Below are 22,119 nucleotides of genomic sequence, written 5' to 3'. Positions count from 1 at the left end.
CTACCCGCCGCTGCGTTGTTCCGGCGTATTTGATAGACATCAGCACATGCCTCTCACCCCCGAGGAGCCTCAGATTCACGAGAGTGTCCCGGGTCCCCGCGTAGCCCCGGCCGCCGGCCGGCCCGCGCAGACCCCCCGCCCCGTACCGGGCCCCGGCCCCCGTCCCGCGCCGCCGCGTGGCGCTCCGGCGGCGAACGCCCGTCCCGGCCGTCCTGGTCCGGCCCGCGGGTCCGTCGTACCCCCGCAGCAGCGTTCGCCGCGGGACTCCGAGGCCGCGGCCTCCGTCTCTGCCGACCCGTCGGCGCAGATCCAGCTCATCCCCGCTTCGGTGGACGGCGCCCTGGACGCCGCCGACGAGGCCGTCGACCTGCTGCTGGACAGCGGGCGCGCTCCCGGTGAGGTCCTGGTTCTCACCACCGGCGAGCAGCACCCCTGGGCGGCGCACGAGCTGAGCTTCGGCGAGGCGTCCTACTGGGCCCAGCACGACGCCGGCGACGACGTGTTCTACGCCGCCCACGACGCCGACCGCGCCACGGGCCGGCCCGTCGTGGTCGTGGCCGTCAACGGCGGCTCCGACGAGACCGTGGCGCGTGTCCTGCCCTCCGCGATGGCGAAGGCCGGGAAGCTGCTGGTCCTCTGCGGCGACCAGCAGCGGATCAACGCGCTGCTCGGCGTCAACGCCTGATCAACGCGCCGCCGCGCGGCGCAGGGGCGGCGTCCCGCTGGGACGCAGGCTCGCTGCGCCGCGGCTCGTGGCCGCCGACCAGGAGGTGGCGTTCGGGGTACGTCCGGTACGGTCCTCGCCCTGCACCCGCCAGCCCTCGTCGGTCACGGTGATGTACGACCCGGGGCGCAGCCCGTACAGCGAGCAGGCGTCCCGCAACCCCCACATCCAGGCGCCGTCCACCTCGGTCCAGCCCGCTCCGCCGTCCCGGCAGACGAGCAGGACCGCGGTGCGCACCGGTCTGCGCCGCCGAAGGTCGTCCGCCGTGATCCGACGCAGGTGGGCGAGGATGGCGTTGCGCCGCTCCCAGCCGTCGACGACGTGGGGACGCTGCGCGAACGACGCGCTGGCCGTCAGCCGTTCGTCGGGGGAGTAGACCGCGACCACGGCGGTGCCGGGCGCCGGAAGGTGCCGGGTGTGGAGGTCGGTGACCACCTCGCGCGGGTTGATCAGCAGGGGGATGCCCGCAGCGGTCCATTCGGCAGGCTCGAGGGTGCGATGGCGTCCGGCGCGGCGGGAGGCATTCACGGATGCGGTTTCCGGAGCGAAGCCGATGGCCACGGTCCTCCCTTCGGGTATGCGTCCGCGACCGGGCGTGCGAGGGCATGCCGGTCGTGGGGCTCCAAGAGCCGATGCGGGGATCCAGACTCAATTGTTCCTGTCGCACACGCGGGCGGCAACGGTCATTTTGCCGACCTGTCTGTTATCTGGCCCTCCGCCGCTTAGATCCCTCCCCCGTCTCGCATGGTGACTACGCGTCAGCCCTGCAACGCCAGGACCAGGGGAAACACTGTGGTAACCCCGGCACGGCGCAACAACCGCGTCGCTACGGCCACGGTCCACCCCGTCTCGGTGAAGTCGTCGACCAGCAGGACGGGTCCCTCGGCCGCGGCCAGGGCTTCGGAGAGGGCGGGCGGAAGGGCGAACGCCCCGTGCAGCGCCCGCAGTCGCTGTGCGCTGTTGCTGCGCGGGACCCGCGAGGGCTCCAGGTCACCGCTGTGCGCCACCTCCCCGAGCAGCGGCATGCGGCCGATCTCCGCGATGCGCGCGCCGAGTGACGCGATGAGCTGCGGCCGGGTGTGCGAGGCGATGGTGACGACGCCGGCCGGCCGCTGCGGGGCGTCGGGCTCGCCGCTCGCCCAGCCGCCCGGGCCCCTCGCCCAGTCGGCCAGCACCTGCACCACCGCCTGCGCCACGTCGTCCGGCACGGGCCCGTCCGCGGCGTTCTCCGCGAACAGCGGGCGGAGCCGGTTGCCCCAGCCGATGTCGGAGAGCCGTCCGAGGGCCCGTCCCGTCGCGGCCTGTTCGCCCGGCGGGATCTTCCCCTTCAGGTCGATGCCGATCGCGGGCAGGCCCGTCGGCCACATCCGGCGGGGCTCGACCTCGACCCCGGGGCGTCCGAGGGCGGCCCGCGCCGCCTCCAGGGCCTCGCGGGAGACCTCCGCGGTGAACCGGGCCCCGGCGCAGTTGTCGCAGCGGCCGCAGGGGGCGGCCTCCTCGTCGTCGAGCTGGCGGCGCAGATACTCCATGCGGCACATCGAGGTCGTGGCGTACTCGCGCATCGCCTGCTGCTCGGCCTTGCGCTGCCGGTCCACCCACGCGTACCGCTCGGTGTCGTACGTCCAGGGCCGGCCCGTCGCCGTCCAGCCGCCCCGCACCCGGTGCACCGCGCCGTCCACGTCGAGGACCTTGAGCATGGTCTCCAGCCGGTTGCGGCGCAGGTCCACCCTGGTTTCGAGCGCGGGGACCGACATCGGGCCCCCGGCGGCGGCCAGGGTCTCCAGGGTGCGCCGCACCTGTTCCTCACGCGGGAAGGCGAGCGAGGCGAAGTAGCGCCAGATCGCCTCGTCCTCTGGCCCGGGGAGCAGCAGCACCTCCGCGTGGTCGACACCGCGCCCGGCGCGGCCCACCTGCTGGTAGTAGGCGATGGGGGAGGAGGGCGAGCCCAGGTGCACCACGAAGCCCAGGTCCGGTTTGTCGAAACCCATGCCGAGCGCCGAGGTGGCGACCAGCGCCTTGACCTCGTTGTTCAGCAGTGCGGCTTCCGCGGCCCGGCGGTCGGCGTCCTCGGTGCGCCCCGAGTAGGCGGCGACCCGGTGCCCGCGCTGCCGGAGGAAGGCGGTGACCTCCTCCGCGGCCGCCACCGTCAGGGTGTAGACGATGCCCGAGCCCGGGAGGTCGCCGAGGTGGTCGGCGAGCCAGGCGAGCCGGTGGGCGGCGTCGGGCATGCGCAGCACGCCGAGGGACAGGCTCTCGCGCTCCAGCGGCCCGCGCAGCACCAGGGCGCCCTCGTGGTCGCCGGTCCCCAGTTGCTCGGCGACGTCGGCCGTCACGCGCGCGTTGGCGGTGGCGGTCGTGGCCAGTACGGGAACGCCCGGGGTGAGATCGGCGAGCATCGTCCGCAGCCGGCGGTAGTCGGGCCGGAAGTCGTGGCCCCAGTCGGAGATGCAGTGGGCCTCGTCGACGACGAGCAGACCTGTGGTGGCGGCGAGTTTGGGCAGCACTTGATCCCGGAAGTCGGGGTTGTTGAGCCGCTCCGGGCTCACCAGCAGGACGTCCACCTCTCCTGAGGCGACCTCGGCCTGCACCGTGTCCCATTCCTCGGGGTTGGCCGAGTTGATCGTGCGGGCGCGGATGCCGGCGCGGTCGGCGGCGTCGATCTGGTTCCGCATCAGCGCCAGCAACGGGGAGACGATCACCGTGGGACCGCTGCCGCGCTCGCGGAGCAGCGCGGTGGCCACGAAGTACACGGCCGACTTGCCCCAGCCCGTGCGCTGGACCACCAGGGCCCGGCGGCCGTGTGCGACCAGCGCCTCGACGGCACGCCACTGGTCCTCGCGCAGGCGGGCGGTGCCCGTCGGGTCCCCGACGAGCCGGCTGAGGATCGTGTCGGCGGCTGTGCGCAGTGCGGTGGTCATGCCCCCATGCAACCCGATGGCACCGACACCGCGCCAACCGCGCGGAGGCGGCCTGTGGATAACTCACCCCAGGTAATTGCGATGATATGCGCGAGTTATCCACAGGTTTTGGAGGGGTCTGGCGGAGATCCGCGGCGTACGGGACCTTCGGATCATGACTCAGCACATCGAATCCCCCCGCCCCTCGGACGACCCCAAGGTCACGCTGCGCAGCCCCGCCGAACTCGCCGCCGCGCTCCCGTATCTGTGCGGCTTCCACCCCGACGACAGCATTCTCATGATCGCGCTGCACGGCGAGCGCGGCCGTTTCGGCGGCCGGGCCCGGCTCGGCATCCCACGGGACGCCGCGGAGTGGCCCGGCGCCGCTCAGCAGTTGGCGGAGTGCCTGGTGAACGGAAGCGAGCAGCGCGGCGCACGGCCGGACGCGATCGTGCTCTTCCTCGTCCAGGAACCCGCCCCCGGAGAAGACCCCCACCAGGTCGCGGAACGCCTGCGCCCGCTGGCGCAGAGGCTGCGGATCGCCTGCGGCACGCTCGACGTCCCCGTCGTCGAGGCGCTGTGCGTCTCCTCCGGCCGCTGGTGGTCCTACTGCTGCCCGGATTCGGAGCGGTTCCCGCGCGAGGGCATCGGGATCACGCAGTCCGGCGATTCCGTGATGGCCGCGGCGGCCGCCTACGCGGGCCTGCGGATCACCGGCTCCCTCAAGGAGATGGAGCAGCGCCTCACCCCGCCGCCGCCCGGCGCACCGGCGTCCGCGGCCCGCGCGGACGCCCTGGACGCGGCGGCCGCCGCCCTCGTGCCGCGCATGCTGGAGCGGGACGACTCCGACGAGGTGCGGCGCACCACCCTGCGCCTGCTGCGCGTGGCTCTCGAGCGCTTCCGGGCCGCCACACCCGTGGGGGAGGGGCCGGAGGCCGACAGCGACGACGACGCCCTGCTGGACGACGACGAGGCCGCCTCGATGATCCTCGGGCTGCAGGACCGCGCCACCCGCGACGAGGCGGCCGAGTGGATGGACCCGCCGCACACCGACCCCGCGGTGCGCCTGTGGCGGGCGCTCGCCCGGCGCTGCGTCGAGCCGTACCACGAGCACGCCGCCGCGCCCCTGACGCTCGCCGGCTGGGTCGCCTGGTCCGCCGGGGACGAGGCGACGGCACGCGTTGCCTTCGGCCGCGCGCTGCACCTCGCCCCCGACTACACCTTCGCCCGGCTACTCCACGCCGCCGTCAACAACGGTCTCTCGCCGGAGCCGCTCCGCCGCTACCTGCGGCGGCAGAGCGTCGCACGTGCCCGCAGGGCGGCGCTTTTCACAGCTCGCCGCGGGCCAGCCGGATCAGCCGGTCGAGGACCCGGCCGCCGCTCACCCGGAGTCCGTCGTGCTCGTACTCGTCGGTGACCCAGGTGCGCAGGCCCCGAACGGAACGTGCGGTGGCGAGCGAATCGGCCGTGTCCACGTACATGTCGTCGTGGTAGACGGCCGCCGCCACCGGCACCTCGTTCCGCGCCAGCTGACCCGGGTCGTACAGGTCGGGCCACTCCTCGTGCTGCGCCAGGTGGTGCGCCGTCTCGCGCAGCGGCGCCAGGGCCGGGTCCAGGGCGAACATCCAGGGGTAGATCATCTCGCCGGTCAGCAGCACCGGCGCGTCGTCCGCCAGCGGCTTGTCGACGTCGAACTGCGGGAACTCGGCCCGAACCGACTCGGCGGCCCAGCCGGTGGCCCTCGGCGATACAGAGCGCTGGCCGTAGATCGACTCGTGGAGTACCGCGTAGAGCGGGTTGCCCGCGAACGACAGATGCCCCTGGACCTCGGCGAGGAAGGAGTCGGACAGCTGGAGGCCGGATCCCCCGGTCACGAAGGCGTCCTCGAGCAGGTAGTGCAGTGTGTGCGAGCCGGTTCCCGTGCCCAGCAGCATCCCGGTGACCTGGAAGGCCTCCGCGGTCAGCTGGCCGCCGCCCGGGAGCCTGACCTCGCGCTCGCGCAGGTGCCGCACGACCGCGCGGACCGTCTCGACGTCCTCGGGGTAACGCGCGTAGTGCGCCGTCGTCTTCCGCTCCACGCGGGGGTAGGCGGCCCGGTAGACGTCCTCGGCGGTGCTGCGCAGGCCGGCGAGCCCGCCGGTCACGAAGGCCTCGCGGACGCCCTCGGGGGCGAAGGACAGGTAAGTGAGCGTGCAGAAGCCGCCGTAGCTCTGGCCGAGCAGGCTCCACTGTCCGTCCTCGCCGAGCAGTTCACGGCGGATGAGCTCGCAGTCGCGGACGATCGAGTCGGCCCGGAAGTGCTCCAGATACCGGGCCTGGGCCGAGGCGTCCCCGCGCAGCGGCAGGGTCTGGCGGTTCGCCGGGGTGGAACGGCCGGTGCCCCGCTGGTCGAGCAGCAGTACGCGGTAGTCGTCCAGCGCCCGGGTGAGCCAGCCGTCGCGGCCCAGCGGCCGCGGCGACCGGCCGCCCGGCCCGCCCTGCAGGAAGAGCAGCCAGGGCAGCGGATCTCGTTCCCGCCCGGCGGCCACGACCTCCCGTGCGTACACCTCGATCCGCTCACCGCCCGGGTCCGCGTGGTCGAGCGGCACCTGGAAGGTGTGGTCGGTGATGACGGTTCCCGGCTGGCGGTAGACGGCCATGGCTCTCTTTCCGGTGATTCGGACAGCTTCCCGATCAGGAACGGTAGATGGCGCGTGACCCCAGTGCCCACACGGCCGTTCTCGTGGGTAGTGGCGCCAGCGCCCGAGCGACCGATTCGACGTGGAGGTGGCATGAGCCCGCAGCCGGTCAACCGGCCGCCCCGGCAGGACCGGGGGCCGCAGCCGGTGCACGACGCCGTGATGTGCGTCGCGGCCCCGGCCCTCGCGGTCTCGCCGGAGCACGGACAACTGGACGGAAGCGGCCTCGGCGGCTTCTACCAGGGCGGCCGCCGGGTACTGGCCCGTTGCGAGCTGCGCATCGCGGGGGCGCCGCCGGTTCCTGTGCAGGGCGGGCTGGTCACGGCGGGCCGGGCGCGGTTCACCTCCGTCGCCCGCGCCCCCGGCGACACGGCACCCGATCCGGCCCTCACCGTCGAGAGGCTCCGGACCGCCGGGGGCACCGAGCGCATCACGGTCCACAACACCGGATCCCGCGCCCTGCGCATCCCGTTCGAGGTGGCCCTGGCGACCGACCTCGCCGAACTGCCGGCCATCGCGGCCGGATCCTCCGGGCCGGAGCTGCAGCCCAGCGTGTGCGACGCGGGGCTGCTGTGGTCGGCGGAGGGCCTGCGGGCCCGGGTCACCGCCGTGCCGGCACCCGAGAGCGCGCTGGCCTCCGCCGGGTTGCTGTGCTGGGAGCTGGCGCTGCCCGCCGGGGCAACGCGAACGATCGAGCTGCGCGCGACGCTGGAACCCGCCGTGGCCGGCGTGAACGGAGGGTCCGCCCCGGCGGTCCCCGTGCCCTGGTCGGCCCCCGAGATCCGCGGCGGCGACGGCCGGGCGGAGGCGCTGCTGCGGGCCGCCCTCGACGATCTGCGGGCGCTGCTGCTGCGCGACCCGGAGCACCCCCTGGACGTCCATGTGGCGGCCGGCGCCCCGTGGCGGCTCGGCCCCGCCCCGGCGGATGCCCTGTGGGCGGCCCGCATGCTGTTGCCGCTGGGCACCCGCCTCGCGGCCGGCACGCTGCGGGCGTTCGCCCGGCGCCAGGACCCGGAGACCGGCGGCCTGCCGGGCCCGCTGCGCCATGCCGGTCCGCATCTGCCGCCCACCTGCTCCGGAGTGGAGGCGGGGCTGCTCTTCGTCACGCTGCTCGCCGAGGCACGCCGGTGGGGGCTTTCGGAGCGGGAGACCGAACAACTGCTGCCGACCGTCGAGCGCAGTCTGTGGTGGCTGCGGTCCGTCGCGGGCGAGGGCGGCTACGTCCCCGACCCCGCGCCGGGCGGTCCCCTGCGCTGCGACGTACAGGCCCACGCCCACCGGGCCATGCTGCACGGCGCCGATCTGCTCCAGGCCCACGGACGCCCGGGCGCGCAGGAGTGGCGGGAGCGGGCCGAGGCACTGCGCCGCAGGTTCCGGGAGGACTTCTGGCTGGACGACGCGGCCGGCGGGAGCCCGGCCGCCGCGCTGACCCCTGACGGCAGACCCGTGCCCCATCTGGGATCGGCCGCCGCCCACCTGCTCGACACCGGCCTGCTGGGCGGCTGCGAGTTCGCCCCCGGCCTGCTGGACAAGGTGCAGACGGAACAGCTTGCCCGTCTCCTCGCCGCCCCGGAGCTCGACTCGGGATGGGGGCTGCGAACCCTGTCCGCCAAGGCGCCCGGCTACAACCCCTTCGGCCACCGCGGTGGAGCGGTACGGATCCACGAGACGGCCGTCGCGGTCGCCGGGCTGACGGCGGCCGGCCACGAGCGCGCGGCAGTGGCGCTGCTGCTCGGCGTGCTGGACGCGGCAGGTGCGTTCGGACACCGGCTGCCCGAGATGTACGCGGGGGAGCAGCGGGAAGACTCCCGCCGTCCCGCCCCGCACCCGACGGCGTCACGGCCCGCCGCGGTGGCCGCCGCGGGAGCCGTCCACATGCTGCTGGCCCTCGCCGGGATCCGCCCCGACGCCCCCGAGCGCCTGGTGGCCGTGCGCCCGCCGGCCGCCTCTCCGCTCGGAGATCTCGACATCGCCGGGCTGCGGGTGGCAGAAGAGCCCTTCGCCCTGCGGATCGGCGCGTCCGGTACGGCGGTGATCGAGGAGGCGGCTCCCGGGCTCCAGCTCGGCGCCTGAAGCGGCGGCCGGCAGCGGCCGGCGGGTGGCGCCGCGACGTCGAACAACAGGCCGACAGCGCGTTGCGTCATCCCGTCAACCTGCTGTTTATCGTCAGGCAGACGACTATGATCGCGGGCATGGCGCCCTACGACCCGTCAGCTTTCCCGCCCTTCGCCGTCACTGTCGATCTCGTCGTGCTCACAGTGCGCAGCCACGCCCTGTGTGCCCTCGCGGTCCGCCGCGGTGAACCGCCCTACCAGGGCCGGTGGGCGCTGCCCGGCGGCTTCGTGCGCGGCGACGAGGACCTCTCAGGGGCGGCCGCCCGAGAACTCGAGGAGGAGACCGGACTGCGCGCGGGCAGCGGAGTCCACCTCGAGCAGCTGGCCACCTACGGCGACCCCAAGCGCGACCCGCGTATGCGGGTGGTGAGCGTCGCCCACCTCGTGCTCGCCCCGGACCTGCCCGCGCCCCGCGCCGGGGGCGACGCGCGCAGTGCCCGCTGGGCCCCGGTCGAGGAGCTGCTGCGCAACGGCGAGGAGGGCGCCCTCGCCTTCGACCACGCGCGCATCCTGGCCGACGGCGTGGAGCGTGCCCGTTCCAAGCTCGAGTACTCGGCGCTGGCCACGGCCTTCTGCCCGCCCAAGTTCACCGTCGGCGAGCTGCGCCGGGTCTACGAGGCGGTGTGGGGTGTCGCCCTGGACCCGCGCAACTTCCATCGCAAGGTGACGGGGACGGTCGGCTTCCTCGTCCCCACCGGTGGCACGACGACCCGTCAGGGAGGCCGTCCCGCACAGCTGTTCCGCGCGGGTGGTGCAACCATCCTGAATCCACCCATGTTGCGACCAGAGGTGTAAATTCCGGGCCAATTGCGCGTTATGGTGCAATGGTGATCCAGGCCATCGGATTGACCAGTGCGTCCCGGGGTGAAGAGCCCCCTGCCGTCGACGACCTCTCCTTCGACGCCCGCCCCGGCGAGATCACCGTCCTGCTCGGCGACGGCGGCGCAGGCAAGTCCACCGTTCTGAGGCTGATGCTCGAACTCGAACCGGGCCGCGGCATCACGCTCTTCGGCGGGCGCCCCCTGCACCGCCACACCCATCCCGCCGGCGCGGTGGGCGTGCTCCTCGGCGACGTCCCCGGCCATCCCTCCCGGACGGCGCGCGGTCACCTGCGCATGCTCGCCGCCGCGGCCGGGGCCCCGGCCGAACGCGCCGACCAGGTCCTGGAGATCGTGGGCCTGCGCGAGACGGCAGGACGCCGCCTGTCGACCTTCTCTCTCGGCATGGACCGCCGCCTGGGGGTCGCCGCGGCGCTGCTCGGGGACCCGCCCGCGCTGCTCCTGGACGACCCCGCCCAGGGGCTTTCCCCGCACGACACCGCGTGGTTGTACGGCCTGCTGAAGGCGTACGCGGCGCGCGGCGGCGCTGTCGTCGTCACCTGCGCCGACCCCAAGGCGGCGGGCCGGCTCGGTGATCGCGTCGTCACCCTGGACAAGGGCCGGCTCGTCGCCGACCAGTCCGCCCACGAGTTCGGCCGGCGCCGTCTGCGGCCGTACGTGGCCGTCCATTCCCCGCAGGCCGAACGCCTGGGTCTGCTGCTGACCGACGACGGGACGGAGATCACCCACGAGAGCGGCAGCCGCATCCGCGTGCACGGCGCGACCACCGCCCAGGTCGGTGAGGCCGCCTTCCGGAACGGCATCCTCCTGCACCGCCTCGCGGACGAGGTCGCCGACACCGGCGTCCCGGAGGCCCCGCACGGCGAGCGGCCCACCGTGCCCCTGGCGGCCGAGCGCGCGGCCGTGCCGCCCGCCGGTCCGGCCCGGCCCGTCCGCTACGAACTGCGCCGCCTCACGGGCGTCCGCGGCCCATGGCTGATCGCGTTCGTCTCCGTCCTGGCGTCGGGCCTGGCCACCCTGGTGCTGCTGCGCACCGGGCACCACGCCTTCTCCCTGCGCCTGCTGACCGGCTGGTCGCACTCCCTGCCCCTGCCGGCCGCGGCGTTGGGCGGCGCGCTCCTGGGCGCCCTCGCCTACGGCCAGGAGTTCCGCTACCCCGCGCTGGCCCCCGCGCAGGCACCCGTGCCCCGCCAACTGCGTCTGCTGCTCGTCAAGCTCGTCGTCAACGGGGCCGCGGCGGTGCTGATCGCCCTCCTGGGGGCGGCTCTCGGCCTCGTCGCGCTGCGCCTCGAACTCGGGCCGGGCGGCGTGCCCTCGCCGTCCGTGCTGGCCTCCACCACGGCGGCCTCGGCGGCCCTCGCGCTCGTCTGCTGCTGGGCCGGGGTGCTGGCGGCCGGGGTGTTCCGCACCACGGCGCTCGGTCTGGCCGGCGTCCTCGCGGTCCCGCTGCTGGTGGCGCCGGTGGTGCGGCGCGCGGCTTCGGCGCCGGCGATCGACGTGACCCGGCTGGCGACCCAACCGGTCCGCTATTCCTTCGTTTTGTCGCTCTTCGCTCTCTTGTGTGCCTATGTGGCAACGGTCTTGCGCCGGAGGAACCCCATTTCCTTCCGATAAAGCGTCAATTATCAGGTGATGAGTGCTCACCCTTTCGTGTGCTTTTCAGGAAAGCCCTCAAGGCCTCCCGCGCCATCGCCGACAAATGATGCGTGAGTACCCTTGCGCACACCATGATGACCGCGGCCCGCCCCGCCGACCCGAGTCTCGGCGGCGGGGACATCGACCGCTATCCGTACGCCGACGCACCCGCCGGCCTCGACCGCCCGGGCGGCGCACCGTCCTGGGACGGCGGCGAAACCGACATGGGCCGGGTCGGCCGTCGCCCCGCCGGGAGCCGTGGCCGCGGGCTGCACGGCCAACTCGTCCAGCAACTCGGCCAGATGATCGTCTCCGGCGATCTCGGGGCCGACCGCCCGCTCGTCCCCGAGGAGATCGGCCAGCGTTTCGAGGTCTCCCGCACCGTCGTCCGCGAGTCGCTGCGGGTGCTGGAGGCCAAGGGCCTCGTCAGCGCCCGGCCCAACGTCGGCACCCGGGTCCGCCCGGTCAGCGACTGGAACCTGCTCGACCCCGACATCATCGAATGGCGGGCCTTCGGCCCGCAGCGCGACGACCAGCGTCGCGAGCTGTTCGAACTGCGCTGGACGATCGAGCCCCTCGCCGCCCGCCTCGCGGCGGGTCACGGCCGCGAGGACGTCCAGCAGCGGCTCATCGACATGACCGACATCATGACCCACGCCGTGGGCCAGGGTGACGGCCTCACCTTCTCCCGGGCGGACGCGGAGTTCCACGCCCTGCTGCTGCAGGTCGCGGGCAACCGGATGCTGGAGCACCTGTCCGGCATCGTCACCTCCGCCCTGCAGGTCTCCGGCGGCCCCGTCACCGGCTGCGAGCGCCCCGGTGAGCACTCGGTGGCCCTGCACACGCGGGTCGTCGAGGCGCTGGCCGCCTCCGACGGTGCCGAGGCGGAGACCGCGATGCGTCAGCTCCTCGCCGTCCACGCGGACACCGGCGGCTCGCCGGACCACGTCGTCCCCGCCCCGCGCGAGCACTGACCGGTCCCGCACGGCACGAGACGGCACCGACTTCCGCCGCCGGCCCACACCCTCCGGGCCCGGCGGCGGAGCCGTCCGCGATGTTTGGCGCACGCTCCCGACCGGGCATGGTCGAGGCGTGCACGGGGAATGTCCCGCTATCGACGGTTTGGCGCCGATCCGGGGTGTGACTCGGACCACGTACGGCCGGGCGTAACGCTCTCGGCGGCAGCGCGATGTGCTTAGAGGTGGCGGCCGTGCGAGGAATATCCGCGACGAACATGACGCTGAGTTGCCGAGCGGGTCCCACCGTAGTCGTTTTCCATCGTTCCGAGAGGTTGTTCGTGTCGGCCAGCACATCCCGTACGCTCCCGCCGGAGATCGCCGAGTCCGAGTCTCTGATGGCGCTCATCGAGCGGGGTAAGGCTCAGGGTCAGATCGCCGGCGACGACGTGCGCCGAGCCTTCGAAGCGGACCAGATCCCGGCAACCCAGTGGAAGAACGTTCTGCGCAGCCTCAACCAGGTCCTCGACGAGGAGGGTGTGACGCTGATGGTGAGTGCCGCCGAGGCGCCCAAGCGCACCCGTAAGAGCGTCGCAGCCAAGAGCCCGGCGAAGCGTACTGCCACCAAGACCGTCGCCACCAAGGCCGCCCCGGTCAAGAAGACCGTCGCCGCCAAGGCCACCGCGGCCCCCGCCCCCACCGGGGGGGAGCCCGTGGCGGAGTCGGAGGACGAGGTCGTGGCACCCGCGAAGAAGGCCGTCGCCAAGAAGACTGCGGCGAAGAAGACCACCGCGACCGCCAAGAAGACCGCCGCCAAGAAGACCACCGCCACCAAGGGCAAGAAGGACGACGAACTCGCCGAGGGCGAGGAGCTCCTCGAGGACGCCGCCCCCGGCAAGGACGAGGACGTCCCCGCCGCCGAGACCGAGGCGGAGAGCTTTGTGCTGTCCGACGAGGACGAGGACGACGCGCCCGCGCAGCAGGTCGCCGCGGCCGGTGCCACCGCCGACCCGGTGAAGGACTACCTCAAGCAGATCGGCAAGGTCCCGCTGCTCAACGCCGAGCAGGAGGTGGAGCTCGCCAAGCGCATCGAGGCCGGTCTGTTCGCCGAGGACAAGCTGGCCCAGGCCGACAAGCTCGCCCCCAAGCTCAAGCGCGAGCTGGAGATCATCGCCGAGGACGGCCGCTGGGCCAAGAACCACCTCCTGGAGGCCAACCTCCGTCTGGTGGTCTCGCTGGCCAAGCGCTACACCGGCCGCGGCATGCTCTTCCTGGACCTGATCCAGGAGGGCAACCTCGGTCTGATCCGTGCCGTCGAGAAGTTCGACTACACCAAGGGCTTCAAGTTCTCGACGTACGCGACCTGGTGGATCCGCCAGGCGATCACCCGCGCGATGGCCGACCAGGCCCGCACCATCCGCATCCCGGTGCACATGGTCGAGGTCATCAACAAGCTGGCCCGCGTCCAGCGCCAGATGCTCCAGGACCTGGGCCGCGAGCCCACCCCGGAGGAGCTGGCCAAGGAACTCGACATGACCCCCGAGAAGGTCATCGAGGTCCAGAAGTACGGCCGCGAGCCCATCTCGCTGCACACCCCGCTCGGCGAGGACGGCGACAGCGAGTTCGGTGACCTCATCGAGGACTCCGAGGCGGTCGTGCCCGCCGACGCGGTCAGCTTCACGCTGCTGCAGGAGCAGCTGCACTCGGTGCTCGACACGCTCAGTGAGCGCGAGGCGGGCGTGGTCTCCATGCGCTTCGGCCTCACCGACGGCCAGCCGAAGACGCTGGACGAGATCGGCAAGGTGTACGGGGTCACCCGTGAGCGCATCCGCCAGATCGAGTCCAAGACCATGTCCAAGCTGCGTCACCCGTCGCGTTCCCAGGTGCTCCGCGACTACCTGGACTGATCCGGCAGGACGCCCCGACGGGCCCGCGACCGCCACGGCGGCTGCGGGCCTGTCGGCGTTTCCGGACAGTTCTCCGGATGCGGCCCCGGTCCCGTCAGGTCACTGTGGGTGCTCAGGGCATTCCGGATGGTGAGGAGAATGCATGCGTTCCTCGATCCGCACGCTGATCGGCGGGCTCATAGCCGGGTCCGCGCTCGCGCTGTCGCTGCCGGCTTCCACCACCGCCGTCGCGGTGGGGTACGCCCCCGGCGCCCCGGGCGCCGACAACGGTGTCATAGGGGGCACGCCGGTCACCACGGAGCAGTACCCGTGGGCGGTGGTCCTGTCGAGCCGGTCCCGGTACGGAACGGGCCGCTCGGGGCAGTTCTGCGGTGGAGCGCTGGTCGGGCCGAACACCGTGGTCAGCGCGGCGCACTGCTTCAGTCCGACCGCACTCGGCGGGGACTGGAACCAGGTGCCCGACCTGCGCATCATCGCCGGGCGGACGGATCTCGCCGGTTCCGCCGGCAAGGAGGTGGCGGTTCGCAAGGTCTGGGTCAACCCCGCGTACGACCCCACGACGAACAGCGGCGACGTGGCCGTCGTCACGACCGCGGAGCCGTTTCCCGCGGGAAGCGCGATACGCATGGCGGCACCGGGGGACGTGAACTCCTACGAGGCGGGCACGCCGGCGCAGGTGTTCGGCTGGGGGGACACGGCGGGTCTGGGGACCTACTCGAACGTCCTCATGGCCGCGAACGTCTCGGTGCTCGCCGACTCGGTCTGTGAGCAGGCGTATCCGGGCAGTACGGAAGGCAAGTACCAGAAGAACGGCATGGTCTGTGCCGGCGACCTCGCCGGCGGGCACGACTCGTGCCAGGGGGACAGCGGCGGTCCGCTGGTGGCGGAGGGGCGGCTGATAGGGCTGGTGTCATGGGGCGCGGGATGCGCCCAGGCGGGACATCCCGGTGTGTACACCCGGGTCTCGGCGGTCGCGGGACTGGTCGGCCAGCACGCTTCGTGACGCGCCGCGGACAAGCCGACGGGCGGCGTCCCCTGCGGGAGGCCGCCCGTCGTGAGCTCGTCGCAGTGCTACGCGTCAGCGTTCGTCATCGGCCGCGACGGTCGGGGCGGCGGTGAGCCGACCGGTCTCGTCCTGTATTTCCGCAGCGATCTTCTTCAATTCGGGCTCGAACTTACGCCCGTGGTGCGCGCAGAAGAGCAGCTCGCCGCCACTGATGAGTACGACGCGCAGGTAGGCCTGGGCGCCGCAACGGTCGCAGCGGTCCGCCGCCGTCAGCGGGCTCGCGGGGGTCAGAACTGTAGTCACGTCGCCTCTTCTCTAGCTCGACGAGCTGTCGTACCAGGGTCAACATCCAACCAGGCCCAAACTGTTCCCGCGCAGGTCTTTTCCTTGGAAACTGTCGTTGTAGCGGCCGGATGCTACCGATTGGCGGCGAATGATCCTCTGGCGTCTAATCTGTCGGCTTCGGGTCGTTCTGGCAGATCTGGTCAGATTGTTCGGTTGTGTCCCCCCGGCCCTGCGGCCGGTTGTTGAGGAGGACGTGCCCCGAGCCTAAATGGTTCATGCCTCCAGGGGAACGTGACATGTGTATCACTCAAACGAGGGATCGAACACGCCTTCGAAATCGGGCTAGCATGGTGCCCATATCGGGTCGCGGCGAAACGGCCGTGCGTGACCTCGGTACCCTCTCACCGATACGGCTGAAGAACTTCATGAGGAGACGTTCGCGTGACCGCCGAAACATCCGTGCCGTCCACCGCGTTGCTGACCGGTGCAGATCGTGACGGCTCCAACTACACCGCGCGACACCTGCTGGTGCTCGAGGGCCTCGAAGCGGTCCGCAAGCGCCCCGGCATGTACATCGGTTCCACCGACAGCCGCGGCCTCATGCACTGCCTGTGGGAGATCATCGACAACTCGGTGGACGAGGCCCTGGGCGGGCACTGCGACCACATCGAGGTCGTCCTCCACGACGACGCCTCCGTCGAGGTGCGGGACAACGGCCGCGGCATCCCCGTCGACGTCGAGCCCAAGACCGGCCTGTCCGGCGTCGAGGTCGTCATGACCAAGCTGCACGCCGGCGGCAAGTTCGGCGGCGGCTCCTACGCGGCCTCCGGCGGTCTGCACGGCGTCGGCGCCTCCGTCGTCAACGCGCTCTCCGCCCGGCTGGACGTCGAGGTCGACCGCGGCGGCCACACGCACGCGATCAGCTTCCGCCGCGGCGTTCCCGGCAGCTTCGCCAAGGCCGGCGCCGAGGCGCCGTTCGAGCCGGGCAACGGGCTGGACAAGGTCAAGAAGGTGCCGCGGGCCCGCACCGGCACCCGCGTCCGCTACTGGGCGGACCGTCAGATCTTCCTCAAGGACGCCAAGCTCGCCCTGGAGACGCTGCACCAGCGCGCCCGTCAGACCGCGTTCCTGGTGCCCGGTCTGACGATCGTCGTCCGCGACGAGCGGCCGGACAACGGCTCCGAGGACGGGAAGCCGGTCGAGGAGACCTTCCACTTCGACGGCGGCATCAGCGAGTTCGCCGAGTACCTCACCCCGGACAAGCCGATCTGCGACGTGCTGCGGCTGACCGGCACCGGCACCTTCAAGGAGACCGTCCCGGTCCTCGACGACCGCGGCCACATGACCCCCACCGAGGTCACCCGTGAGCTCGGTGTCGACGTCGCCCTGCGCTGGGGCACCGGCTACGACAGCACGCTGCGCTCCTTCGTGAACATCATCGCCACCCCCAAGGGCGGCACCCATGTGCGCGGGTTCGAGGGCGCCGTCACAAGGACGTTCAACGAGGTGCTGCGCGCCACCAAGCTGCTGCGCGTCGCCGAGGACGACATCGTCAAGGACGACGCCCTGGAGGGGCTGACGGCGGTCGTCACGGTCCGGCTCGCCGAACCGCAGTTCGAGGGCCAGACCAAGGAGGTGCTGGGCACCTCGGCGGCCAACCGCATCGTGGCCAACGTGGTGTCCCGCGAGCTCAAGGCGTTCCTCACCTCCACCAAGCGGGACGACAAGCAGCAGGCCCGCGCCGTCCTGGAGAAGGCCGTCGCCGCGGCCCGCACACGGATCGCCGCCCGGCAGCACAAGGACGCGCAGCGCCGCAAGACCGCGCTGGAGTCGTCGTCGCTGCCCGCCAAGCTGGCCGACTGCCGCAGCGACGACGTCGACCGCAGCGAACTCTTCATCGTCGAGGGCGACTCGGCGCTGGGCACCGCGAAGCTCGCGCGCAACTCGGAGTTCCAGGCGCTGCTCCCGATCCGGGGCAAGATCCTCAACGTCCAGAAGTCCTCGGTCACGGACATGCTGAAGAACGCCGAGTGCGGCGCCATCATCCAGGTCATAGGAGCCGGCTCGGGTCGCACCTTCGACATCGACCAGGCCCGCTACGGCAAGATCATCATGATGACGGACGCCGACGTCGACGGCAGCCACATCCGCTGTCTGCTGCTGACGCTCTTCCAGCGCTACATGCGGCCCATGGTCGAGGCCGGCCGGGTCTTCGCCGCCGTTCCGCCGCTGCACCGGGTCGAACTCAGCAACCCGCGCAAGGGCCAGGACAAGTACGTCTACACGTACTCCGACCGGGAGCTGCGTGAGACTCTGCTGGAATTCGAGCGCAAGGGCATCCGCTACAAGGAGTCCATCCAGCGCTACAAGGGCCTCGGTGAGATGGACGCCGACCAGCTGGCCGAGACCACGATGGACCCGCGCCACCGCACCCTGCGCCGGATCAACATCAGCGACCTGGAGGGCGCGGAGCTCGCCTTCGACCTGCTGATGGGCAACGAGGTCGCGCCGCGCCGCGAGTTCATCGCCAACTCCGCCGCCACGCTCGACCGTTCGCGGATCGACGCCTGACGGACCGGGCTCCCGCACCGGCGCCCTCCCGCGGTCTCACCCGCCCGTGGAGGGCGCCGGCGCTTCCCCACCCCCAGGAGTGGGGCACCATCACCCGATGAGGTGAAGGTTTCTGCTTGGAGGCTCCCGGATCTTCCCGCAATGTCCATGCTTGGGCGCACGGCCGATCGGCCCGTGAAGCGAGGAGAGTTCGTGAACGAGCACGACCAGGCGGAAACCGGAGGGCTGCGGGTGGACGACCCCTGGTACGACGTCCTGGCCGCGGGGGAGTGGGAGGGTCCCGAGCCACCGCCCGTCTCCCTCCCGTCGCAGGCCCGCCCGGCCGACGACCACGCCCGGGTCTACCGGGAGGTGCAGGCCAGCGGCCCCTTCCAGGAAGTGCGTTCCCGGTACCGGCGGTTCGTCTTCCCGGCGGCCGCCGCCTTCCTCGCCTGGTACCTGCTCTACGTCGTCCTGGCGACGGCCGCGCCGCGGCTGATGGCCCGGCCGCTGGTCGGCGAGCTCAACGTGGCCATGGTCCTCGGCCTCGCCCAGTTCGCCTCGACCTTCCTCCTGACCTGGGCCTACGCCCGGCACGCCCGGCTCCGCCGGGACCGGGCCGCCCTCGACCTGCGCTGGGACACCCAGGAGCGGATGCGGTGACCGGCAACCACCAGGGCCTGGCGCTGGTCCTCTTCACCCTCTTCGTCTCCGTCACCCTGGCGATCACCGCCTGGGCGGGCCGGCGGCGCAGCTCGTCCGTGGAGTTCTTCGCGGGCGGCCGTCTCTTCTCCCCCCTGGAGAACGGATTCGCCATCGCCGGCGACTACATGTCCGCCGCCTCCTTCCTCGGCATCTCGGGGCTCATCGCGCTCTTCGGCTACGACGGCATGCTCTACTCCGTCGGCTTCCTCGTCGCCTGGCTCCTCGTGCTGCTGCTCGTCGCCGAGCTGGTCCGCAACTGCGGCCGCTACACACTCGCCGACGTCCTCACCGCACGCATGCGCCGGCGCCCGGTCCGGATCGCGGCGGGCACCTCCTCGGTCATCGTCTCCGTGCTCTACCTCGTCGCGCAGATGGTCGGTGCCGGAAGCCTGGTCTCCCTCCTGCTCGGCGGCCAGGGATCGGCCGCGCGCACCTGGACCGTCATCGGCGTCGGCGCGCTCATGGTCTTCTACGTCGCCTTCGGCGGCATGCGCGCCACGACCTGGATCCAGATCGTCAAGACCGTGCTGCTCATGGGCGGCACCATCACCCTGACCGTGCTGGTGCTCGTCCGATTCCACGGCGACCTCGGGGCACTGCTGCGCTCGGCGGCCGACGGCAGCGGCCACGGCCGCGAGTTCCTCGGCCCCGGCATGCTCTACGGGCAGAGCTGGACCGACCGGCTGGACTTCATCAGCCTCGGCCTGGCCCTCGTCCTGGGCACCGCCGGACTGCCGCACATCCTGTCGCGCTTCTACACGGTGCCCACCGCGCGGTCGGCGCGGCGGTCGGTGGTCTGGGCGATCGGCCTCATCGGCGGCTTCTACCTGATGACGATCGTGCTCGGCTTCGGTGCCGCGGCGTTGGTCGGCTCCCACACCGTGCGCGACTCCAACGCCGCCGGGAACACGGCGGTGCCGCTGCTCGCCCTCGATCTGGGCGGCGGAGCGGGCTCCACCGGTGGAACGGTCCTGTTCGCGGTCGTCGGGGCGGTCGCCTTCGCCACCATCCTGGCCGTCGTCGCCGGGATCACCCTCGCCTCGTCCGCCTCCGTCGCGCACGACCTCCACGCGACACTCCTCCGTCGCAAGGACGCACCCGGCGGCAAACGACGGGAGAACCAGGACGTACGGGTGGCCCGGGTGGCCGCGGTCTGCATCGGCGGCGTGGCCATCGCGCTGAGCCTGTTCGCGCAGGGCCAGAACGTGGCCTTCCTCGTCGGGCTCGCGTTCGCGGTGGCGGCGTCCGCCAACCTGCCCGCGCTGCTCTTCACGCTGTTCTGGCGGAGGTTCACGACCCGCGGCACGGTGTGGGCGATCTACGGCGGCCTCGTCCCCGCGATCGCGCTGGTGGTGCTGTCCCCGGTGGTGTCGGGCAGCCCGCAGTCGCTCTTCCCGGGGGTGGACTTCCAGTACTTCCCGCTGGAGAACCCGGGCCTGGTCTCCATCCCGCTGGGCTTCGCCGCGGGCTGGCTGGGCACGGTCCTGTCCCGCGAGCGTGCCGACGAGGACAAGTTCGCCGAGGTCGAGGTCCGCTCGCTCACCGGGGCCGGGGCGGTGTGACACCCGTTCCGTCTGGCGGAACGCTCTGACTGCCGCAGGCCCACGGCGCCTCCAGGCTGTGCGGCATACCGTCGAGCCGTATGCGTCGGCTGCTGCGCGACGACGGGCGTGGCAGCGGTCCTGGTCCCGCCGGTGCTCGGCGTGGGCATCGCCGAGCCGACGTTCGTCGTCACCCTCGCCACCGCCTTGCTGTGCCGCGGCATCGGCCTGGCCCTGGCCGACGGCGGGCAGATCAGCGGGATGCCCCAGGACCACGCCGTCTTCCGGGTCGTCGGTGACTTCCTCCTGGTCGAGCACACGCTGCCGCACCTGGGAGCCGGTGCCTCCGTGTCCATCGACTACAGCGTCGCCGGGCTCACCGCCGATCCCGGCATCCGCGTCAACACCCTCCACCCGGGCCCCACCGACACCCCGTTCACGCGGCGCATCGAGACCGCCTCCACCGGGCAGCCTTCCCAGCACGCGGCCAGGGCGTTCGACGCGATGATCCCCCTCGGCCGGCACGCGGCACCCGAGGAGATCGCCCGCACCGTGCTCCACCTCGCGGGCGACGACGCGAGCTCCACCACCGGAGCCACCGTCGCGGTCGACGGCGGCACGAGCGTACGAGAGGCGTCCCCGTCATGACGACCGCCCTGCGGGCCCTGCTGGAGATCCTCGCCGACGAGGGGGTCGACCGGGTCTTCGGCAACCCCGGCACCACCGAACTGCCTCTCATCGAGGCGCTGTCCGGACCGGGAGCCGCGCCCGAGTACGTCCTCGGCGTCCAGGAGGGATCGGTCGTCGCCATGGCCGACGGCTACGCCCGGGCCACCCGCCGTCCGGCCTTCGCCAGCCTGCACATCGCCGCGGGCACCGCCAACGGCCTGATCGGGATGCTCAACGCCCGGCGCTCGCGCACCCCGCTGGTCGTCATGGCGGGCCAGCAGGACCGGCGCCACCTGCTCCAGGACCCCATGCTCGCCGGGGACCTGGTCGCCCTCGCCTCCGGTGCGGCCAAACGGGCCGAGGAGGTGCAGCGCCCCGAGGATCTGCCGCTCGTGCTGCGCCGCGCCTTCGCGCTGGCCCGGCAGCCGCCGCAGGGGCCGGTGTTCGTCTCCGTGCCGATGGACGTCCTCGAGGACACCGCGCCCGTCGAGGTCCCGGCGCGCTCGCCGCTCGCGCCGCCCGGACCGGCCGGCGGGCTCGACCGGGCGGCGGCCCTGCTCGGGGCCGCCGAAAGGCCCGCGGTCGTCGCCGGAGACGGGGTCGGCAGGGACGGGGCGGTGGCGGCGCTGGTGCGGGTCGCCGAGGCGCTCGGCGCGGTCACGTACCACCAGCCGATGAACGACCATCTGGACTTCCCCGGCTCCCACCCGCTGTACGCGGGGCCGCTGCCGCCCGTCAACGCCCGCATCCACGAGCGGTTGAAGGGCCACGACGCGCTGCTCATAGCCGGCTGCCGCGCCTTCACCCCGCACCACTACAGCCCCGGCCCGCCCGTGCCCGGACACCTGACGGTCGTGCAGATCGACACCGATCCCGCCGAGCCGGGCCGCAACTTCCCCGTCGCCCTGGGCCTCACCGGCGCATTGGACTCCTCACTGGCCGCGCTCGCCGGGCATCTGACGCGGCTGGTACCCGAGGAGACCGCACGCGAACGGACACGGGAGGCGGGCGCACGGCACGCCGAGGCACGGGAGCGGCTGGAGCTGAGGGCGCGGTCCGCCCGGGCCGGCGCCCCGCTGGACGCGCTCGCCGCCGCGCACGCCCTGGCCGGTGCGCTGCCGGACGAGGCGGTGCTCGTCGAGGAGTCGATCACCGTCGGGGTGCACCTGCGCGGCGTGCTGCGCCGGGACCGGCCGGGCGGTTTCGTCCACACGGTCGGCGGGGGCCTCGGCTGGGGGATCGGTGCCGCCGTCGGCCACCGGCTCGGCGCGCCCGAACGCCCGGTGGTGGCCGTGCTGGGGGACGGCTGCGCGATGTTCGGGCTGCAGGGGCTGTGGAGCGCGGCGCACCACCGGGTGCCCGTCCTGTTCGTCGTGATGGCCAACGGTGAGTACCGCACCCTGAAGGACACCCTCGGCGCCCGCGGCGGCGGCCCTGACGTCCCCCGTCCCGGCCTCGACCTCGGCGAGCTCGACTGGCGCCTTGCCGCCCGGTTCTTCGGCATCCCCGCCGTCCGCGTGGACGGCACGGAGGAACTGGCGCGGACCGTCGCGGCGGTACGCGGCCTCGACGGTCCGCTGCTGGTCGAGGTGCCCCTGCGGGGGCACTCGTGA

Annotated in this window: 17 protein-coding genes; 13 read left to right on the top strand and 4 right to left on the bottom strand. The window is 72.7% G+C overall.

Annotation, left to right across the window (positions count from 1 at the left end; translation table 11 throughout):
- Positions 1–46: 46 nt before the first annotated feature.
- Entirely contained in the window at positions 47–685 is a 639-nt protein-coding gene (locus B085_RS46290) for a hypothetical protein (protein WP_026251515.1), read from the top strand.
- On the opposite strand, the gene B085_RS0127835 is transcribed toward B085_RS46290, so the two are convergent.
- Entirely contained in the window at positions 686–1,285 is a 600-nt protein-coding gene (locus tag B085_RS0127835; RefSeq protein ID WP_018561896.1) for a hypothetical protein, read from the bottom strand.
- Between the two features lie 197 nt (positions 1,286–1,482).
- Positions 1,483–3,642, bottom strand: a complete 2,160-nt coding sequence (locus B085_RS0127830; RefSeq protein ID WP_018561895.1) for a RecQ family ATP-dependent DNA helicase — start codon at positions 3,640–3,642, stop codon at positions 1,483–1,485.
- 154 nt (positions 3,643–3,796) lie between these two features.
- On the opposite strand from B085_RS0127830, the gene B085_RS0127825 reads away from it, so the two are divergent.
- Positions 3,797–5,038 (top strand): DUF4192 domain-containing protein, encoded by a 1,242-nt coding sequence (locus B085_RS0127825; protein WP_018561894.1) that lies wholly within the window; start codon positions 3,797–3,799, stop codon positions 5,036–5,038.
- On the opposite strand, the gene B085_RS0127820 is transcribed toward B085_RS0127825, so the two are convergent.
- Complete coding sequence (locus tag B085_RS0127820; protein WP_018561893.1) at positions 4,950–6,260, bottom strand: alpha/beta fold hydrolase; 1,311 nt, start codon at positions 6,258–6,260, stop codon at positions 4,950–4,952. The two genes, B085_RS0127825 and B085_RS0127820, sit on opposite strands and share 89 nt — an antisense overlap.
- A gap of 132 nt (positions 6,261–6,392) precedes the next feature.
- Here B085_RS0127820 and B085_RS0127815 point away from each other — a divergent pair, with 132 nt between their 5' ends.
- From B085_RS0127815 to B085_RS0127790, 6 genes are all read left to right on the top strand, one after another.
- Complete coding sequence (locus B085_RS0127815; RefSeq protein WP_018561892.1) at positions 6,393–8,372, top strand: glycogen debranching N-terminal domain-containing protein; 1,980 nt, start codon at positions 6,393–6,395, stop codon at positions 8,370–8,372.
- A gap of 107 nt (positions 8,373–8,479) precedes the next feature.
- On the top strand, positions 8,480–9,208 hold the full coding sequence (locus tag B085_RS0127810) for an NUDIX domain-containing protein (RefSeq protein WP_018561891.1): 729 nt from the start codon (positions 8,480–8,482) through the stop codon (positions 9,206–9,208).
- A 29-nt stretch (positions 9,209–9,237) separates the two neighbouring features.
- Positions 9,238–10,866, top strand: coding sequence for an ATP-binding cassette domain-containing protein (locus B085_RS0127805; protein ID WP_018561890.1), 1,629 nt, complete (start codon positions 9,238–9,240; stop codon positions 10,864–10,866).
- 92 nt (positions 10,867–10,958) lie between these two features.
- Positions 10,959–11,861: a FadR/GntR family transcriptional regulator gene (locus B085_RS0127800; RefSeq protein WP_078620084.1), complete on the top strand. Its 903-nt coding sequence runs from the start codon at positions 10,959–10,961 to the stop codon at positions 11,859–11,861.
- 323 nt (positions 11,862–12,184) lie between these two features.
- Entirely contained in the window at positions 12,185–13,750 is a 1,566-nt protein-coding gene (locus tag B085_RS0127795) for an RNA polymerase sigma factor (protein ID WP_018561888.1), read from the top strand.
- Positions 13,751–13,892: 142 nt separating this feature from the next.
- Positions 13,893–14,753 (top strand): S1 family serine peptidase, encoded by an 861-nt coding sequence (locus B085_RS0127790; protein WP_018561887.1) that lies wholly within the window; start codon positions 13,893–13,895, stop codon positions 14,751–14,753.
- A 75-nt stretch (positions 14,754–14,828) separates the two neighbouring features.
- On the opposite strand, the gene B085_RS0127785 is transcribed toward B085_RS0127790, so the two are convergent.
- A complete protein-coding gene (locus B085_RS0127785; RefSeq protein WP_018561886.1) occupies positions 14,829–15,059 on the bottom strand; it encodes a DUF7455 domain-containing protein in 231 nt (76 codons plus the stop codon).
- Between the two features lie 423 nt (positions 15,060–15,482).
- On the opposite strand from B085_RS0127785, the gene B085_RS0127780 reads away from it, so the two are divergent.
- The 5 genes from B085_RS0127780 to B085_RS0127760 all read left to right on the top strand — a co-directional run bounded on the left by B085_RS0127780 (position 15,483) and on the right by B085_RS0127760 (position 22,119).
- The gene (locus B085_RS0127780; protein ID WP_018561885.1) at positions 15,483–17,612 is read left to right on the top strand and encodes a DNA gyrase/topoisomerase IV subunit B; all 2,130 of its coding nucleotides are present in this window, start codon (positions 15,483–15,485) and stop codon (positions 17,610–17,612) included.
- A 192-nt stretch (positions 17,613–17,804) separates the two neighbouring features.
- Positions 17,805–18,254, top strand: a complete 450-nt coding sequence (locus tag B085_RS0127775; RefSeq protein ID WP_018561884.1) for a DUF485 domain-containing protein — start codon at positions 17,805–17,807, stop codon at positions 18,252–18,254.
- Entirely contained in the window at positions 18,251–19,858 is a 1,608-nt protein-coding gene (locus tag B085_RS0127770; RefSeq protein ID WP_018561883.1) for a cation acetate symporter, read from the top strand. Before B085_RS0127775 ends, B085_RS0127770 begins: the two co-directional genes overlap by 4 nt.
- Positions 19,859–19,966: 108 nt before the next feature.
- Positions 19,967–20,485 carry an SDR family oxidoreductase gene (locus B085_RS43970; protein ID WP_018561882.1) on the top strand — a complete coding sequence of 173 codons (519 nt, stop codon included), beginning with the start codon at positions 19,967–19,969 and terminating at the stop codon, positions 20,483–20,485.
- A complete protein-coding gene (locus tag B085_RS0127760) occupies positions 20,482–22,119 on the top strand; it encodes a thiamine pyrophosphate-binding protein (RefSeq protein WP_018561881.1) in 1,638 nt (545 codons plus the stop codon). The genes B085_RS43970 and B085_RS0127760 overlap by 4 nt, the downstream gene beginning before the upstream one ends.

The sequence above is a fragment of the Streptomyces sp. BoleA5 genome (assembly GCF_000373665.1).
In the GTDB taxonomy this organism is placed as follows: Bacteria; Actinomycetota; Actinomycetes; order Streptomycetales; family Streptomycetaceae; genus Actinacidiphila.
This window is presented reverse-complemented; position numbering and strand designations above follow the sequence as displayed.